Source organism: Pseudomonas kairouanensis (assembly GCF_004682055.1).
In the GTDB taxonomy this organism is placed as follows: Bacteria; Pseudomonadota; Gammaproteobacteria; order Pseudomonadales; family Pseudomonadaceae; genus Aquipseudomonas; species Aquipseudomonas kairouanensis.
The window spans coordinates 290,770-305,733 of sequence record NZ_QUZU01000001.1 but is presented as its reverse complement, the minus strand read 5'-3'; the positions used below and the strand labels follow the sequence as shown (position 1 = coordinate 305,733).

At 61.2% G+C, this 14,964-nt stretch carries 15 protein-coding genes; 5 read left to right on the top strand and 10 right to left on the bottom strand.

Annotated features, from left to right (window positions below; translation table 11 throughout):
* Window position 1: 1 nt before the first annotated feature.
* Together fahA and hmgA are read right to left on the bottom strand one after the other, a co-directional pair.
* Entirely contained in the window at window positions 2-1,288 is a 1,287-nt protein-coding gene (gene fahA / locus DYL59_RS01395; protein ID WP_135287543.1) for a fumarylacetoacetase, read from the bottom strand.
* Between the two features lie 3 nt (window positions 1,289-1,291).
* A complete protein-coding gene (hmgA, locus tag DYL59_RS01390; RefSeq protein WP_135287542.1) occupies window positions 1,292-2,575 on the bottom strand; it encodes a homogentisate 1,2-dioxygenase in 1,284 nt (427 codons plus the stop codon).
* A gap of 120 nt (window positions 2,576-2,695) precedes the next feature.
* On the opposite strand from hmgA, the gene DYL59_RS01385 reads away from it, so the two are divergent.
* On the top strand, window positions 2,696-3,475 hold the full coding sequence (locus DYL59_RS01385) for an IclR family transcriptional regulator (protein WP_135287541.1): 780 nt from the start codon (window positions 2,696-2,698) through the stop codon (window positions 3,473-3,475).
* 1 nt (window position 3,476) lies between these two features.
* Here DYL59_RS01385 and dacB read toward each other — a convergent pair whose 3' ends face one another.
* The 8 genes from dacB to DYL59_RS01345 all read right to left on the bottom strand — a co-directional run bounded on the left by dacB (window position 3,477) and on the right by DYL59_RS01345 (window position 11,879).
* A complete protein-coding gene (gene dacB / locus DYL59_RS01380) occupies window positions 3,477-4,919 on the bottom strand; it encodes a D-alanyl-D-alanine carboxypeptidase/D-alanyl-D-alanine endopeptidase (protein WP_135287540.1) in 1,443 nt (480 codons plus the stop codon).
* A 149-nt stretch (window positions 4,920-5,068) separates the two neighbouring features.
* Window positions 5,069-7,492 (bottom strand): TonB-dependent siderophore receptor, encoded by a 2,424-nt coding sequence (locus tag DYL59_RS01375; protein ID WP_135287539.1) that lies wholly within the window; start codon window positions 7,490-7,492, stop codon window positions 5,069-5,071.
* A gap of 109 nt (window positions 7,493-7,601) precedes the next feature.
* On the bottom strand, window positions 7,602-8,537 hold the full coding sequence (locus DYL59_RS01370; protein WP_135287538.1) for a glutathione S-transferase family protein: 936 nt from the start codon (window positions 8,535-8,537) through the stop codon (window positions 7,602-7,604).
* Window positions 8,538-8,612: 75 nt separating this feature from the next.
* Window positions 8,613-8,888: a GIY-YIG nuclease family protein gene (locus DYL59_RS01365; RefSeq protein ID WP_135287537.1), complete on the bottom strand. Its 276-nt coding sequence runs from the start codon at window positions 8,886-8,888 to the stop codon at window positions 8,613-8,615.
* 37 nt (window positions 8,889-8,925) lie between these two features.
* The gene (locus DYL59_RS01360; RefSeq protein WP_135287536.1) at window positions 8,926-9,396 is read right to left on the bottom strand and encodes a nuclear transport factor 2 family protein; all 471 of its coding nucleotides are present in this window, start codon (window positions 9,394-9,396) and stop codon (window positions 8,926-8,928) included.
* A 97-nt stretch (window positions 9,397-9,493) separates the two neighbouring features.
* Window positions 9,494-10,138, bottom strand: a complete 645-nt coding sequence (locus DYL59_RS01355) for a DUF1120 domain-containing protein (protein ID WP_135287535.1) — start codon at window positions 10,136-10,138, stop codon at window positions 9,494-9,496.
* Between the two features lie 191 nt (window positions 10,139-10,329).
* Window positions 10,330-10,965 carry a response regulator gene (locus DYL59_RS01350; protein WP_135287534.1) on the bottom strand — a complete coding sequence of 212 codons (636 nt, stop codon included), beginning with the start codon at window positions 10,963-10,965 and terminating at the stop codon, window positions 10,330-10,332.
* Window positions 10,966-11,144: 179 nt separating this feature from the next.
* The gene (locus DYL59_RS01345; RefSeq protein WP_238340586.1) at window positions 11,145-11,879 is read right to left on the bottom strand and encodes a response regulator; all 735 of its coding nucleotides are present in this window, start codon (window positions 11,877-11,879) and stop codon (window positions 11,145-11,147) included.
* Between the two features lie 443 nt (window positions 11,880-12,322).
* Here DYL59_RS01345 and DYL59_RS01340 point away from each other — a divergent pair, with 443 nt between their 5' ends.
* The 4 genes from DYL59_RS01340 to DYL59_RS01325 are packed head-to-tail and all read left to right on the top strand — an operon-like array spanning window position 12,323 to window position 14,902.
* A complete protein-coding gene (locus tag DYL59_RS01340) occupies window positions 12,323-12,952 on the top strand; it encodes a DUF1120 domain-containing protein (protein WP_135287532.1) in 630 nt (209 codons plus the stop codon).
* The gene (locus DYL59_RS01335; RefSeq protein ID WP_135287531.1) at window positions 12,949-13,590 is read left to right on the top strand and encodes a DUF1120 domain-containing protein; all 642 of its coding nucleotides are present in this window, start codon (window positions 12,949-12,951) and stop codon (window positions 13,588-13,590) included. The genes DYL59_RS01340 and DYL59_RS01335 overlap by 4 nt, the downstream gene beginning before the upstream one ends.
* 26 nt (window positions 13,591-13,616) lie before the next feature.
* Window positions 13,617-14,240, top strand: a complete 624-nt coding sequence (locus DYL59_RS01330; protein WP_135287530.1) for a DUF1120 domain-containing protein — start codon at window positions 13,617-13,619, stop codon at window positions 14,238-14,240.
* A 38-nt stretch (window positions 14,241-14,278) separates the two neighbouring features.
* A complete protein-coding gene (locus DYL59_RS01325; RefSeq protein WP_135287529.1) occupies window positions 14,279-14,902 on the top strand; it encodes a DUF1120 domain-containing protein in 624 nt (207 codons plus the stop codon).
* The last annotated feature ends 62 nt before the right edge of the window (window positions 14,903-14,964 follow it).

Below are 14,964 nucleotides of genomic sequence, written 5' to 3'. Positions count from 1 at the left end.
CTTAACGCGCCGCAACCACGGTGCCACGGCACTCGCCGAAACCGATGCAAGCATAGCCTTCGCGATTGCAGCGAGCGCGCAGGATGACTTCATCACCATCCTCAAGGAACTTGCGCACCTCACCAGACGGCAACTCGACCCCCTTCTTGCCACCCTCGGTCATTTCCAACAGGCTGCCGAACTGCCCCGCTTCGGGCCCGGACAAGGTGCCCGAGCCAAACAGGTCACCGGCCTGCAACTGGCAACCGTTGACGCTGTGGTGCGCCACCAACTGCGCCACGGTCCAGTACATGTGCAGGCTGTTGCTCAGGGCCAGGCGATGAGCCGGTAGGTTCTGCTCGCGCATGGCGGCGGTGGTCAGCAGCACTTCCAGTTCGATGTCCAGGGCGCCGGCGGCCTGGTCGCGTTGATCCAGCAGGTACGGCAGCGGTTGTGGATCGCCTTCGGGGCGTGCCGGTTGGGCTTTGCGGAACGGTTCCAGGGCTTCGGCAGTGACGACCCACGGCGAGATCGTGGTGATAAAGCTCTTCGACAGGAACGGCCCCAGCGGTTGGTATTCCCAGGCCTGGATATCCCGCGCCGACCAGTCGTTGAGCAGGCAGAAACCGGCGATGTGGTCGGCGGCGTCGCCAATGCCAATCGAGTCGCCCATGGCATTGCCCTGGCCGATCCAGATGCCCAGTTCCAGTTCGTAGTCCAGCCGCGCGCAAGGGCCGAAAGTCGGCTCGGTGGCTCCAGCGGGCAAGGTCTGGCCTTTGGGGCGGCGCACATCGGCCCCCGAAGGACGAATGGTCGAGGCGCGGCCGTGATAGCCGATGGGCACGTATTTGTAGTTGGGCAGCAACGGGTTGTCGGGGCGGAACAGTTTGCCGACGTTCTGCGCGTGTTCGATGCCGACGTAGAAGTCGGTGTAGTCGTTGATGCGCGCCGGGACGTGCATCTGGCAATCGGCGGCGCGGTGCAGCACCTGGGCTTCGCGGGTTTGCAGCTTGCTGCCTTCGGCCAGCAGTACCAACAGACGTTCGCGCAGGGCCACACGCGGGCCACGGCCAAGCTCAAAAAATGCGTTCAGTTGGCCACCGGCAGTGGCCTCGACGGCGCGGCGGGCCTCACCCTCGAACTCATCGATTGCAGCGTGCAGGTCGAGGATCGAATCACCAATCGCCACGCCACTGCGCGGCGCCGAACCGTTGATGCTGAACACCCCCAGTGGCAGGTTTTGCAGGGGAAAGTCAGTGTGACCGTTAGCGGAGGTCACCCAGCTGCGGGTTGTTGTGGGCTGAGTCATGGGTTATCTCCGGTTCGGGTTGAAGGTGACGGGCAGCGAGGCCCAGCACGCGTCGTAAGCAGGTTGCAGTTGCGGGCAGTCCAGGGCGAACTGTGTGGGACGCAGCACCTGGCTGGTCTCGAACATGAAGGCCATGGTGTTATCGATCTTGTGCGGTGCCAGTTCGGCGTTGATCGCCTTGGTGCAGGTCTCGCCGTCCGGGCCGTGGGCGCTCATGCAACTGTGCAGCGACGCGCCGCCGGGCAGGAAGCCTTCGGCCTTGGCATCGTAGGCGCCCTGGATCAGGCCCATGTATTCGTTCATCAGGTTGCGGTGGAACCACGGCGGGCGGAAGGTGTTCTCGGCCACCATCCAGCGCGGCGGGAAGATCACGAAGTCGAGGTTGGCCAGGCCGTGCACGCTGGTGGGCGAGGTCAACACGGTGAAGATCGACGGGTCCGGGTGATCGAAACTCACGGTGCCGATGGTGTTGAAACGGCGCAGGTCGTATTTGTACGGCACGTTGTTGCCGTGCCAGGCGACCACGTTGAGCGGCGAATGGTCGAGTTCGCAGGCCCAGAGTTCACCGAGGAATTTCTGTACCAGGGTGGTCGGTTGTTTCAGGTCTTCGTAGTGGGCCACCGGGGTGAGAAAGTCACGGGGGTTGGCCAGGCCGTTGCTGCCGATGGGGCCGAGGTCCGGCAGGCGCAGTGGCGCGCCGTGATTCTCGGCGACGTAGCCGCGCGCCTGGGCGTCCAGCAGTTCGATGCGAAATTTCAGGCCCCGTGGCAACACAACGATTTCCAGCGGCTCTACTTCCAGCACGCCCAACTCGGTGGCAATGCGCAAACGGCCCTGCTCGGGAACGATCAACAATTCGCCATCGGCGTTGAAAAATACGCGCTCCATCGAGCGGTTGGCGCGGTAGGTGTAGATGCTGATGCCTGAGGGTTTTTCCGACCCAGAGTTGGCCACCATGCCCACCAGGCCATCGATAAAATCCGTTGGCTCTTTGGGAATATCCAGCGGGTTCCAGCGCAGCCGGTTCGGCGTCACCGGCCCCAGCGGCCCACCGGCCAATTGGCGCTCCAGCTGGGTGAACGCCGGATGGTTGGCCGACGGCTGGATGCGATACAGCCAGGTGCGCCGGGCTTCGCTGCGCGCCATGGTGAAGGCCGTGCCGGAAAAGAGTTCGGTGTACAGCCCATAGGGCGCTTTTTGCGGGGCGTTCTGGCCGACAGGCAGTGCGCCGGGCAGGGCTTCGCTGGCGAATTCATTGCCGAAGCCCGACAGGTATTCGAGGTCCATGGAACATCCTCTGTACGGAAATTGTTTTTATCGTAATCGAGTTACGCTTAACGTAATTTGATCACTATCGACCGTCAAGCTATAAAGACGCCCATTCATCTCTCGGATTCCCGCCCCTCCATGGAAAAGCCCCGCGACACCGGTAAACAGAAAGTCCGCTCGGCCGAAGTGGGCACCGATATCCTCAAGGCCCTGGCCGAACTGTCACCGGCCACTTCGCTGTCGCGCCTGGCCGAACATGTGCAGATGCCGGCGAGCAAGGTGCACCGCTATCTACAAGCATTGATTGCTTCAGGCTTTGCCGAACAGAACACCGCCACCAACCATTACGGCCTTGGCCGCGAAGCGTTGCGTGTGGGCCTGGCCGCACTGGGCAGCATGGACGTGTTGAAAGTCGGCGCCCTGCCCCTGGCGCAACTGCGCGATGAACTGAATGAAACCTGCTTTCTGGCGGTGTGGGGCAACCAGGGCGCGACCGTGGTGCATATCGAACCGGCGGTGCGCGCGGTCACGGTGGTGACGCAGTTGGGCTCGGTGTTGCCGCTGCTCAGCTCGTCCACCGGGCTGGTGTTCAGCGCTTATTTGCCATCGCGGGAGACCGTGGACTTGCGCGAGCGGGAGATTCAAGCCGGCATCGCTCACGCCCTGGCAGACGACCAGGCCTACGCCACCCTGTGCGAACAGATCCGCAGCCGTGGCCTGCACTTTGTGCATGGTTTGCTGATGCCGGGGGTGGATGCGCTGTCGGCGCCGGTGTTCAACGCGGTCGGGCAGGTGGCGGCGGTGATGACCGTGGTCGGCCCCACCTCGTTGTTCCACGCCGATGAAGACGGCCCGGCGGCGCAGCACTTGCTGGCGGCGACCCGGGCCGTGAGTTGGCGCATGGGCTATCAGCCCTGAGCTAGTCGTGCCATTGGGCCAGGGCCAGGGCCGTGCGGTTTTCCAGGCTGCGGATAGGTGCGGCGTCGCTCACATAGTTGTTGCTGATCATTGAAAACACCAGGCGCCGGCCCTTGGCGTCGGTGATGTAGCCACTCAAGGAAGACACCCCGGCCATGGAGCCGGTCTTGGCGTGCAGGTTGTTTTCGGCGACGGTTCCCCGCAGCCGGTAACGCAGGCTACCGCCGGTCATACGCTGCGCGTTGCCGGCAATCGGCAAGGCGTTGTACCAGGCGTCGAACCAAGGTTGCTTGGCCGTTGCCAGCAACAGGTCCGTAAGGTTCTGCGACGACACCAGGTTACGCCGTGACAACCCGGAGCCGTCCACCTGGCTCAGTGCCGTCGGGTCCAGCCCCTGGCGTCGCATAAACTGCGCCACGGCCGCCACTCCGGCCTGTGCCGTGCCCGCGTTGGACACCTTGCGACCCATGGCCTTGAGCAGGGCTTCGGACATGTTGTTGTTCGAGAGTTTGAGCAGCGGCGTGATCAATTCCTGCAGCGGTGCCGACTGATGCTGCGCCAGAACCCTGGCCGCGCCTGGGCTTGCGCCGCCAATCACCCGCCGCCCCAGCACCTGGATGCCCTGCTGCGCCAAGGCTTGTTCAAACAGATTGGCCACCAACTGCGTGGGCTCCCACACGCTCACCCACTGCCGACTCTGCTTGCCCGGCGCCAGCGCGCCGGTCAGTTGCAGCAGGTTGGTGCCGTGCTGGCGAGTGATGCCATAGCTGTTGCCGGGGCCACTGACCGCGCGGTTGCTCAGTTGCACGTAGTCGGTGGACGGGCTGACCACCACGCTCACTGGCTGGCCGAGGGCAATGGGCGCCTTCGCCGTGACCAACAAGGTGCCCGCGTCGAAGTCCGTATTGGGCGAGACGGTCAGCGCGGAAATCTGCGCGCCGTAGTAGGTGCTTTCGTCATCCTGGGCCCAGTCCACGCCCAGGCGTTCGGCGTCGAAAAAGGTATCGTCGAACACCAGGTCACCCTGTACTTGGCCAATGCCTTGGCTGGCCAGTTGTGCAGCCAGCGCTTGGTAGTCGGCAAACTGCAGGGTCGGATCGCCCAGGCCGCGCAAGTAAAGGTTGCCGCTCAAACGCTCGCCCTGCTGCGTGCCGTCGGTCAATAACTGCGTGGCAAACCGGTATTGCGGCCCCAGCACGTCCATGGCCGCTGCGGTGGTGAGCAATTTGAGGTTGGAGGCCGGCACCAGGCGCGTGCGTGGGTTGTGTTGGTAGAGGGTGTTGCCGCGATCGTCGCGCACCATCAGCGAGACGGTTGCGCCTTGCAGCGCCGGGTCGGCCAGGAGCTTGTCGAGAGTGGCTTGGCTGGAAGTCTGCGAAACGCTCGCGCAGCCCCCCAGCAAAAACAGAAGTGCGCTGGTGGATATCAGCTTTGCAAAGGGCATCGATGTCGGGTTCCCGCAATAAAGAGTGCGGCAACGCTAACACTGTAGGAGCGAGCGTGCTCGCGAAGAACGCCAGCGCGGCGCGTTAATCCAGGCGGCCCGCGTCATCGTTGGCGATTTTCGCGAGCACCCTCGCTCCTACAGGTGCTCTAGAACGCCAGGGTGCTGGAGACCGACACCTGCCGCGCGTCCCCTATCGACACAAACAGCCGGCTGGCTGCCGAGGTGTAGTAGGTGCGGTCGAACAGGTTCTTCACGTTGAGTTGGAACTTGACCTTCTGCCCCTCGATCTTGGTGTCGTAGGTGGCGAACGCATCCGCCACGGTGTAGCCCGGCAGGGTGAAGTCGTTGGCGGCGTCGCCTGCGCGCTCGCCGACGTAGCGGGCGCCGGTGCCCACACGCAATTGGTCGCCACCGAAAATGCTACCGAAGTCATAGGCCACCGACAGCGAGCCGGTGTGCTTGGCGACGTTTTGCAGGCGGTTGCCTTCCAGGGTCGGGTCCTTGTCCTTGATATCCTCGGCGTCGGTGTAGGCGTAGCTGCCGATCACACTCCACTGGTCGGTCAGTTGGCCAGTGGCGTCCAGTTCCAGGCCACGGGAGCGGACTTGGCCGGCCAGGCTGTAAATGGTGCTTCCAGCCACTTCCGACGACACCAGCACGTTGCGCTTGTCGATGTTGAATAACGCAGCACTGGCCGTGATACGCCCCGGAATATCGAGCTTGGCCCCCAGTTCCCAGGACTTGGATCTCTCTGGCGTCAGGTCACCCGTCAAGGTGCTGCCATCGGCCAGTGCGGCGATGGTGGAGTTGGGCTTGAACGATTCGGTGTAGCTGCCATAGAACGACAGCTCATCGGTGTAGCGATACACCAGGCCCGCACGCGGCACCCACGCCTGGCCGTTGCCGTTGGTGTTGGCCTTGAATGGCACGCCTTTGCCAGCGTACTGGTCGTACATCTGGTAGCGCGCACCGGCGACGAAAATCCACTGGTCGGTGAGGTGGATCGCGTCCTGGAAGAACAACGAGTCGCTGCGCAGCAGATCGGTCTGGGCACTGTCGGCAGCACTGACGGTGGTGCCTGCGACTTCATTGCCATACACCGGATTGTTGTAGTTGAACGTGCTGCGTGAATTCTGGCGAATCAGGTCGGCACGATAGATCTTGCGGTATTCGTCATCCAGGCCGAACACCAGGTCGTTCTGCAGGCCAAACACATTGACCTTGCCTTCCAGGCTGGCCGTGGCGAAGCGGTCGGTGGTGATCGCTCCCTTGGTCCCGTCCATTTTGCGGGTCAGGGTGCCATTGCTGTTCACCGCACTCACACGCACTTGACTGGCGTCGTAGGTTTCACGGTTCCAGCTGTAGCCAAAGTGGGCTTTCCAGTCGTCGTTCAGGTCGTGATCGGCCTCGAAGCGGTACAGGTCGGAGCGGCCTTCCATGTTGTTGAAGGGCTCATCCAGGCGGCGGGTGGACGGGATATCCAGCGGGTGGTTGGTCTTGGGGTCGATAGCGGTACCCCGGTCGAACGGCGAGAGAAATTCGCGGTGCTCATAAGCGAGCAGCAACTGGGTGTCGTCCCCATACCAGGCCAGGGACGGTGCCACCAAGGTTTCGCGGTGGGTGCCGAAGTTGCGCCAGTAGTCTTCGTCTTCATGGTCGACGATCAAGCGATACGCCAGGCCGCTGTCGCCAATCGGGCCGGTGGTGTCGAGGCTGCCACCGCTGCCGTTCTTGCCGTCGCCGAACGTGGAGCCACGTACGGTCAGGGCGGTGGACTGCACCAGCTCAGGCTTTTTGCTGACGATATTCACCACGCCACCCGGATCCTGGATACCGTAGAGCAACGACGCCGGGCCCTTGAGCACTTCGACGCGTTCGGCCGTGGCGTTCAGCGCACGGCCCTGCACCACCGGCATGCCGTCGCGCATGATCGAGCCGTTACGGTTATCGCCAAAGCCGCGCAGCATCACCGCGTCCTGGGTGCTGGCCAAGGTGTTGGCCTGGGTGATGCCGCTGATATTGCCCAGGGCGTCATCCAGGTTGCGTGGCAACTGGTCGCGCAGCACCTGGGCCGGAACCACGTTGACGGTTTGCGGGGTTTCCAGCAGCAGGGCCTTGGAGCGCATCACCGAGCTGGTGGGCGGCGGCTGGTAGCTGGTGGTGTCCTGGGCCTGTTGGCTGGCGCCGCTGATGGTGGTGGCACCGAGGTTCACCGCGCCTTCGGTGGGCACGGGTTCCAGGGCCAGGGTGCGGGCGTCGATCTGGCGGAAGGTAAAGCCCGAGTTACCCAGCAGGCGTTGCAGGGCTTGGGTGGCGCTCATCTGGCCACTGACCGCCGGGGCGCTAAGGCCGTAGGGCGCTTCATCGGTGTAGATCACGCTGATCCCAGTGACCCGGCTGAAATCGCTCAAGGCCTGGGGCAGTGGCTTGGCTGCCAGGGCAAAGTTGAACTGGGCACTTTGTTGCTCTTGCGCCTGGGCCACGCACAGGGGCAGCAAGGCCAGCCCCGACACCGCCAATACCGAGGCTCCCAGCCACTGTTTAACCAAACCGCCCGCCGTCGACTTCATGCTGTGAGAACCCGTGTAGAAAACCCGTTAATGCGAATAGATCGCAGTTTCAAAGCACTACACGAGTGGGCGCGCGGTTTACCTCACCTCTGTTTGCAAAATATTTTATTTATTGCGCCTGGATGCGAAACCCCATGCGCGGGAAGTGCACATGCACGGTACCCGCGAGTGCGTCGCTGCGGCGAAGGATCAACTCTTCGCGTCCGGCAAACAGCAACTCACCCGCCACGGGGTCGGTGCCGTAGTCGGTGGCGCTGATGGTCACCTGCTGGCCCGCCTTGAAACCGTTCAAGTCCTCGAACACTTCTTCAGGCAAGACGGCCGGTGCCGAGTTGCGCGCCACTTCCAGGGCCTGCTCGGCCGTCATCTGGGTGGACGTGCCATGGCCGAAGCTCAACACCCGGTCCAGCCATGCCGAAACTGCGGGATACGCATCCACCAGCGGCGCGGTAACCGAAGAACCTTTGAGGAACCACAGCGGATGGGCCAGGGAGAAATCGGCAATCGACGGCTCCCCAAACAGGAAATCCCCGGCCTGGTGCTGCAATTGCTGATCGATGCGGCTGACAATCGCCGGCCATTGATGCAGCGCCTGGTCCAATTGCACGCGGGTGGCGCTACCGCCGCTGAACAGCTTGCTGCGGTCGGCCACCAGTACCTGGAGCATCTCGGGAGGCACTTTGGCGAACTTGACCGCCAGGGATTCGGGCTGGAACACCAGCGCCACCGCATGGGAAAACACCACCGAATCGGCCCAGGCGGCGAAGCCTTGGGTGACCAGTTCCAAACCTTGGGGAAGCAGTGCTGGAGCGGATTTTTCCTGCTCCAGCCGGCGGGCGATCAAGGCGGTGTCGCAATAAATATCGGCGCCCACTTGCAGCACCGGCGTCTTGCGGTAACCACCGGTGAGCGCGCTCAGGTTCGGCTTGGGCATCACCGGCGGGATCAGCACCGAGTGCCAGGACAAGCCCTTGAAACCCAGCAGCAGCCGGGCTTTTTCAGCGAAGGGGGACTGCGGGTAGTGGTGCAGGATCAACTCAGACATGCCAGGCTCCGCTCTAGAAGTGAGCGGCTAGCTTAGCCTGCAACCACGCCAAACGGAGCGATGGGAACCCATCAGTCAAATCAATGGGCCACTCGCCGCCAGGCACTCCTTGGCGCTCTTCTTCAACTTCTTGATCAACCGTTCCTGGCGCAACGCCTCGCCCTTGCTCGCGCATTGCTCGGTGTACACCAGCGCCACCGCCGGGCTGGACAGGAAGAACCGTGCGCCCTTGCCGCTTTGGTGCATGGCAAACCGGCGCACCGGGTCATTGCTGATGCCGCAGTACAACGCGCCATTGGCGGCGCGTATCAGGTAGACGAACCAGGGTTTGGGTTCAGAAGGATCAGTCACGGGTCGATTCGGCAAAACCAGAGGAGCGCCAAGCTTATCAACGACTGGCCTGGAATGCCTTCAAACCACGCAGTGCCTGGGTACGCACGGCGTTTTTCACCAAGGGTGTCCACCCCAGCAACAAGCCTTTGGTGCCCAGGGCCTGACGCGACCAGCGCCACAGGTCGAAGCTGTCGTGGTGCTCGCTGATCTTGCCATCGCGGAACACAAACCGTGCCTGGATATCGTTGACCACCGTGTTGCCAGTGGCGCTGAACAAATAGGTGGCGACCCAATGCGCGCTGCCGCCGCGCTCATCGCTGCGCACGCTGTCGAAGGTCAGGGAGAAATCCTTGGCGCGGGTGGTGAGCATGCGCCACATGTCGCCGGCATCGCGCCCGCGCAGTTCGCCGAAGGCCGGGTCGCTGAACACCACGTCATCGGTATAGCAGGCGGCCATGGCCTCGGCGTCCAGGCGCTGGAAGGCCTGGTAGAAACGGGTGATCAGGGCGTCGTTGGCATCACTCATGGGCAGGCTCCGCAGTTCTGGTTATCAGGGCTGCACGATAGTCTGCACATGAGCGGAACGCTATGCCCATTTACCCTGTAAATGGGAGGGGTACTGTTTATAGATAGACGACGTCCAAGGTCGCATTACCGTCGATGGGAATTTCCTGGGAAGCGGGCAAACCTGCCTTGTCGCGAATCATTGTCTGCACCCTCACATCGGTTTGCATAGCCTGGACCGGCATTGGTGCGATGTTGCCACCTGAAGCCAGCTTGAACGAACGCATCCAGCCGGGTTGCCAGGCTTGTTGATCATCGAGCGCGTCAAACCATACTTGCCCATCCACTGATTCAATGACCGGCTGAGGGGCACCGTCCGCCATGGATTTACTCATCATCAGCGAGTAATAACCTACCGCAACATTGCCGTTGACGAACCCCAGCCCAAACGCCGAGGGGCCTCCATTCCACTCCCCTGAACTGCCCAGTCGATTGTCAGTGACCTTCACGGCAAATAACGTAGACGCGTCGCAATTGACTGCCAATTGCAGGGTTTGCTCCGGCAGCGCAGTCTCGCCGGTGCGATTCAAATCCTTAAACGAAATCTTGCCATGATCCACCACCCCGCCACCGGACAACGCCGGCACACACGCCGCTGGCGTGATACTTCCCTTGACGCTCAAATCCACACTGGAGGCTGCCATGGAGTGACTGGCACTCATCATTGCAATGGCAGCAGCCGTTAAACTCAGTAATTGCTTCATCAATAAGTGCTCGCAAGCGTCCGTCGTTATTACTGAACATCAGGCGCACTGGTGCGCCAGACACATTAATAAATACGACTGTTTTATTAGACCAGGGATTATTGCTCCAGAACTAACCGTTACCAGAGCACGCACTTACCTTATCGCCTGACTGCGGCGCACCCAATACAAGTAATACGAATACCCAGCAACTAAGGCACCATGCCGCTATCGCGCGCATAGGCAAAAAGATCAACATCCGTTGAAATACACAAGCGATGCATGGCGGTACTCTTTTGCTTACTGATGGTAGAAATACTGCGGTTGACCCGTGCGGCGATCTGGCTCACGGTCATGCCGCTGGCCAACATGCGTACCACCTCCCGTTCCTTGCCGGACAACTGGGGAGGGTCGGTCGGTTGCGCCACGCAGGTCAGATCCAGTTGCACGCGCAGGCATTCGCTGACGAACTGGCGTCCCTGCACCACGGCCTGCAAGGCCTGGGGCAGTTCCCGGGCGGAGGCGCTCTTGGCGATAACGCCACGGGCGCCATGACTGAAGGCCGCACGTAAGGTGGCGATATTCGCGAACATGGTCACCAGAATCACCGGCAAATCGGGGTACTGGCGGTTCAACAAGCCCAGTAATCCATACCCGTCGGCTTGATGATTACCAGGCATGGCGAAATCGGTCACGATCACGTCACAGGGTATGCGGCTGATCAACTCAAGAAGTTGATCCGGGCCATCAGCCTCGCCCACTACTTTGCACTTGCCACTCGCCTCGATCACGACTTTCTGGCCCACTCGAACAATCGGGTGATCGTCAGCAATAATAATGCGGATCATCGTTTCTCCCATGATGGCAGTTTGAGACTGGCAAAATAGCGCGAACTTGTTTCTGCAACAACAGGAAATAAATAGCCCTTCAGGGTTTACCCCCCGGCCTAAAGCGCTCCTCGCAACAACCTACATAATTAAGAGAAATTACATACAGAAAAGTACTACATACAGAAAGAACAATTCCTTCAAAGATGAGCCAGATAATTCAGGTAGCGCTCCACATCCCTAAAAAAATCATCCAAGGCTGACTGGTTTAACTCCACCCCAGTCAATTGCACGCGTTTGATCAGATCAACCGTGTGCGCCTCAAGGCTCGTTTCCCCCAGGAACGCCACACTGCCGATCAAGCGATGTAAACACTGTGCGGCCGACTTCGCATCCCGCACGGTTTGCGCGTGCAGCAGCACGCCCAGGTCCGCGTGGGCCTCCTGGATCAGGCTGAACAGCATGGGCTCCACCACTTCCCAGGAGCCGAAAGCGTCAATCAGGCTTGCGCGTGTCGGCAGCGGGCCTTTACCCACGCCAGATAGACCGGCACGCCCGTTGGCAGAGGCCGAGGTTTGAGGCGGTGGCAGCCAGAACCGCAACACCTCGCGCAATTGTGCAAACCCGATGGGCTTGATCAGCCAGCCGTCCATGCCGCACGCCACGCATTGGCGAATATCTTCAGGCTGCAAACTGCCCGTCAGCCCCAGCACGGTAATCGGCTCGCGCCTCTCGGCCTGCTCGCGCCGGCGCAATTCACGGGTCAGGGTGTAGCCGTCCATCACCGGCATGCGGCAGTCACTGATGACCAGGTCGAAATGCTCGTGAGATAAGGCACGCAATGCCTGTTCACCGTCGCTGCAACATCGATGAGCCACACCGAGCTTTTTCAGCAGCGAGCCCAGTAACAGGCGATAGGTGCAGTGGTCGTCCACGACCAGTACATGAGCGTGAGGCCAGGAAATGTCAGGCGATGCACCCAGCGAACCTTGGAGTGGAGAGTGGCCAGGCATGGTGCCCTCAAAGAGAGCGATCAGCTCACCGGTTTTTTCGCAAAAGGACGATTACTTAAACCCATTTGAATGAGATACGGGTAATCAAAGAGCGCGGAAAATACCCGAATGAATATTCCGCATCGATACAACAACTACGACAACGCAACTTCCAAATGAATTAAACCGGGCTTTCTCACTAAACAACCCCCTTTTGTCATTGCCACCCTGTCATTCGTAATAGTTGCATTTCCGCCTCGGCCTTCCGGCGATAAATTCCCTCCCGCTTTCCCTGAAGCAGCGCGTGCCCACCACAACCATAAAACCCTGGGCAATGTCACCGCGCACCTCTGTCCCGAAGCCCTTGCATAGGAATACCTGAAGTGATGAAAGACTCTCTCGCCGCCCTGGCCGGTGTGTTGCTAACCGTCCAAGGCGCGGTGGCGCTGGCCGCCAGCTCAGTGGATCTGTCAGTTAAAGGTGCCATCACCCCGAGCGCGTGCACCTCAAGCCTGAGCAACGACGGGCTCGTGGATTACGGCAAGATCTCGGCACAAGACCTCAACCCCACCGGAATCACCGAACTGCCCAAGTCCACCTTCAAATTGGCCGTCAATTGCGAGGGGGCGAGCTTGTTCGGACTGGCCTCCCTGGACAATCGATCGTCAGTGGCAGGCCCCAGCGACTCCTTCGTGCTTGGGCGAATCAGTGCGACAAACTGGATTGGCACCTATTTCCTGAGCATGGAAAACGTCGTCACTGACAACCCCGCCGCCTATCCGATCTATTCCTTCGACAATGGATCGACCTGGCTATTCAACCCCGAAAAAGCGCTACCCGCCAATACGCTCAACGCGTTCGGCAATCAGTCGTCAGGTACACGCTCGCCGGTTCCTCTCACAGACGTATCTCTAGACCTGGTGGTCGCGCCCCTCATCTTTCCCAAAAGCCATCTTCCGGTGGGTGAAACCATTGCCCTGGACGGTTCCGCCACCTTCGAGTTGCGCTACCTATGAATCACTTGGCGCTGCGTCTGCATGGCGCGTTGGGTTTATTGATTGGCCTGGCCCCCGTCGCCTTCGCCGCGAGCAGCGTTGATTTGACGGTGCACGGCAGCATCACCCCCAGCGCCTGTTCCATAGGCCTGGACAACGAGGGTCGGATCGACTTCGGCAAAATCGCCGCCCGCAGCCTCAACCCTGAGACCTTCACGCCACTGCCGCCTGCGGCTTTATCCCTGGGCGTCAATTGCGATGCGGCGGCGATATTCGCCTTGAGGCTCACCGACTACCGCGCCGACTCAAATGCCACGCCGCCGATAGGGTTTGGGTTGGGATTGATCAACGGCATCGAGCGCCTGGGGGTTTACCACGTTGGCTTGCATACACCGCTGGCAGACAACGGCCCGATCACCCAATTGCAGTCGCTGAACAACGGGCAGAGCTGGTCGGTGGTCGACAGCGGCGTGGCACTGCCGGCCCTGCGCCTGGCTGCCTTCGGTGACGCCTCTTCCGGGGTCTGGGCACCAGTGCCGATCAAGGATCTGCGTGTGGCGATGAGGGTGACCACCTACATCGCTCCCGCGCAGGGCCTGACCCTGGACAAAGAGGTTCCCTTGGACGGTTCAGCTCTGCTGGAACTGATTTACCTGTAACCCCCAACCCACAAGGACTTGTGCCCATGGACAAAATCACCCCTGCAACCCTTGCGCTAGTGCTGGCAGCCTGTGCGCCGGGCGCCTTTGCCGCCAGCAGTACCGACGTGAGTCTCTCCGGGAGCATCACCCCCAGCGCCTGTGATACCCGCTTGACCGACGGCGGAGTGGTCGATTACGGAAAATTGGCCGCCAGGGACCTCGAACCGAACAAACCCCACCAACTGCCCCTCGCTGACATGCAGGTGGAGGTGAATTGCGAAGGCCAGACCTTCTTCACACTGACCACCGTGGACAACCGCGCAGGCACCTCCGCCATCAACCCGGCGCACCATGGTCTGGGCGTAGTCGGTAACGATCAGAAGCTGGGCAGCGTTGCGCTTGTGCTGCTCGATCCGGTTGCCGACGGCGTGACCGTCAACGTGATCAATTCCAGCAATGGCGGTGCCACCTGGTTCCCTTCTGCCTACCTGGGGCACGAGCGGCTGGCGTCGTTCGCCACCGCCGGTGGCCCGAACACACCCGTTGCCATAAAGGACCTGAGCGCCCGGTTACGGGCGTTCAGCATCCTCGTACCGGCGGCACAGCTGCCCCTGCTCGATGAAGTGCCCATCGACGGCTCGGCCACGCTGGTCGTGAAGTACCTGTAATCCCCCCTATTCCATTTATTCGAGCCAGGAGCAATACCATGAACAAGACCCTAAACACGCTGTGCGCCGCCCTGCTGATCAGCAGCACCAGCAATGCTTTCGCGGCCTCCAGCGTCGACCTGACCGTGCGCGGGCTGATCACACCAAGCTCGTGTGAGCCGAGCCTGCCCAGCGGCGGCAATGTCGACATCGGCAAGATCTCCGCCAAAGACCTCAATACCGACCGCCCCACCTTTTTGGCCAGCCATGCCATGCAAATCACCGTCACATGCGATGCCGCAACACTCTTGGCCATCGAAGCCAAGGACAACCGTGACGGTACTGATTACGACAACAACACCATGATGTTCGGCCTGGGCTTGATCAATGGCAGCGAAAAGCTCGGGGGCATGGAGTTACGCCTGACGAATGCGATCGCCGATGGAGTCGCCTCCCGCACCATCGCCTCCCTGGACAACGGCTTGACCTGGTTTACCGAGCGCAACCTGATGCGCACCAACATCGTTTCAGTGGCCGACGCCACCACCGATGCGCCCATTGCGGTGCAGTCGCTCACTTCAGACCTGAGTATCCACCCCGTCATCGCCCCCGCCAGCGGCCTGACCCTGAACAACGAAGTCGCGATCGATGGCTCCGTCACCCTGACCGTCAAGTACCTCTAACGCTCAGTCGCGCCGCGTCGGGCCATATTGGCGTGGCGCGGTAAATACGGATGTTCCCTTAA

What these genes read in the sequence shown, in the direction of transcription:
- hmgA (WP_135287542.1), bottom strand. Translation starts at nt 2,575, where the DNA reads ATGGACCTCGAATACCTGTCGGGCTTCGGCAATGAATTCGCCAGCGAA.
- DYL59_RS01355 (WP_135287535.1), bottom strand. Translation starts at nt 10,138, where the DNA reads ATGAAGCAATTACTGAGTTTAACGGCTGCTGCCATTGCAATGATGAGT.
- DYL59_RS01340 (WP_135287532.1), top strand. Translation starts at nt 12,323, where the DNA reads ATGAAAGACTCTCTCGCCGCCCTGGCCGGTGTGTTGCTAACCGTCCAA.
- DYL59_RS01325 (WP_135287529.1), top strand. Translation starts at nt 14,279, where the DNA reads ATGAACAAGACCCTAAACACGCTGTGCGCCGCCCTGCTGATCAGCAGC.
- DYL59_RS01330 (WP_135287530.1), top strand. Translation starts at nt 13,617, where the DNA reads ATGGACAAAATCACCCCTGCAACCCTTGCGCTAGTGCTGGCAGCCTGT.
- DYL59_RS01375 (WP_135287539.1), bottom strand. Translation starts at nt 7,492, where the DNA reads ATGAAGTCGACGGCGGGCGGTTTGGTTAAACAGTGGCTGGGAGCCTCG.
- DYL59_RS01385 (WP_135287541.1), top strand. Translation starts at nt 2,696, where the DNA reads ATGGAAAAGCCCCGCGACACCGGTAAACAGAAAGTCCGCTCGGCCGAA.
- DYL59_RS01335 (WP_135287531.1), top strand. Translation starts at nt 12,949, where the DNA reads ATGAATCACTTGGCGCTGCGTCTGCATGGCGCGTTGGGTTTATTGATT.
- DYL59_RS01350 (WP_135287534.1), bottom strand. Translation starts at nt 10,965, where the DNA reads ATGATCCGCATTATTATTGCTGACGATCACCCGATTGTTCGAGTGGGC.
- DYL59_RS01360 (WP_135287536.1), bottom strand. Translation starts at nt 9,396, where the DNA reads ATGAGTGATGCCAACGACGCCCTGATCACCCGTTTCTACCAGGCCTTC.
- DYL59_RS01370 (WP_135287538.1), bottom strand. Translation starts at nt 8,537, where the DNA reads ATGTCTGAGTTGATCCTGCACCACTACCCGCAGTCCCCCTTCGCTGAA.
- dacB (WP_135287540.1), bottom strand. Translation starts at nt 4,919, where the DNA reads ATGCCCTTTGCAAAGCTGATATCCACCAGCGCACTTCTGTTTTTGCTG.
- fahA (WP_135287543.1), bottom strand. Translation starts at nt 1,288, where the DNA reads ATGACTCAGCCCACAACAACCCGCAGCTGGGTGACCTCCGCTAACGGT.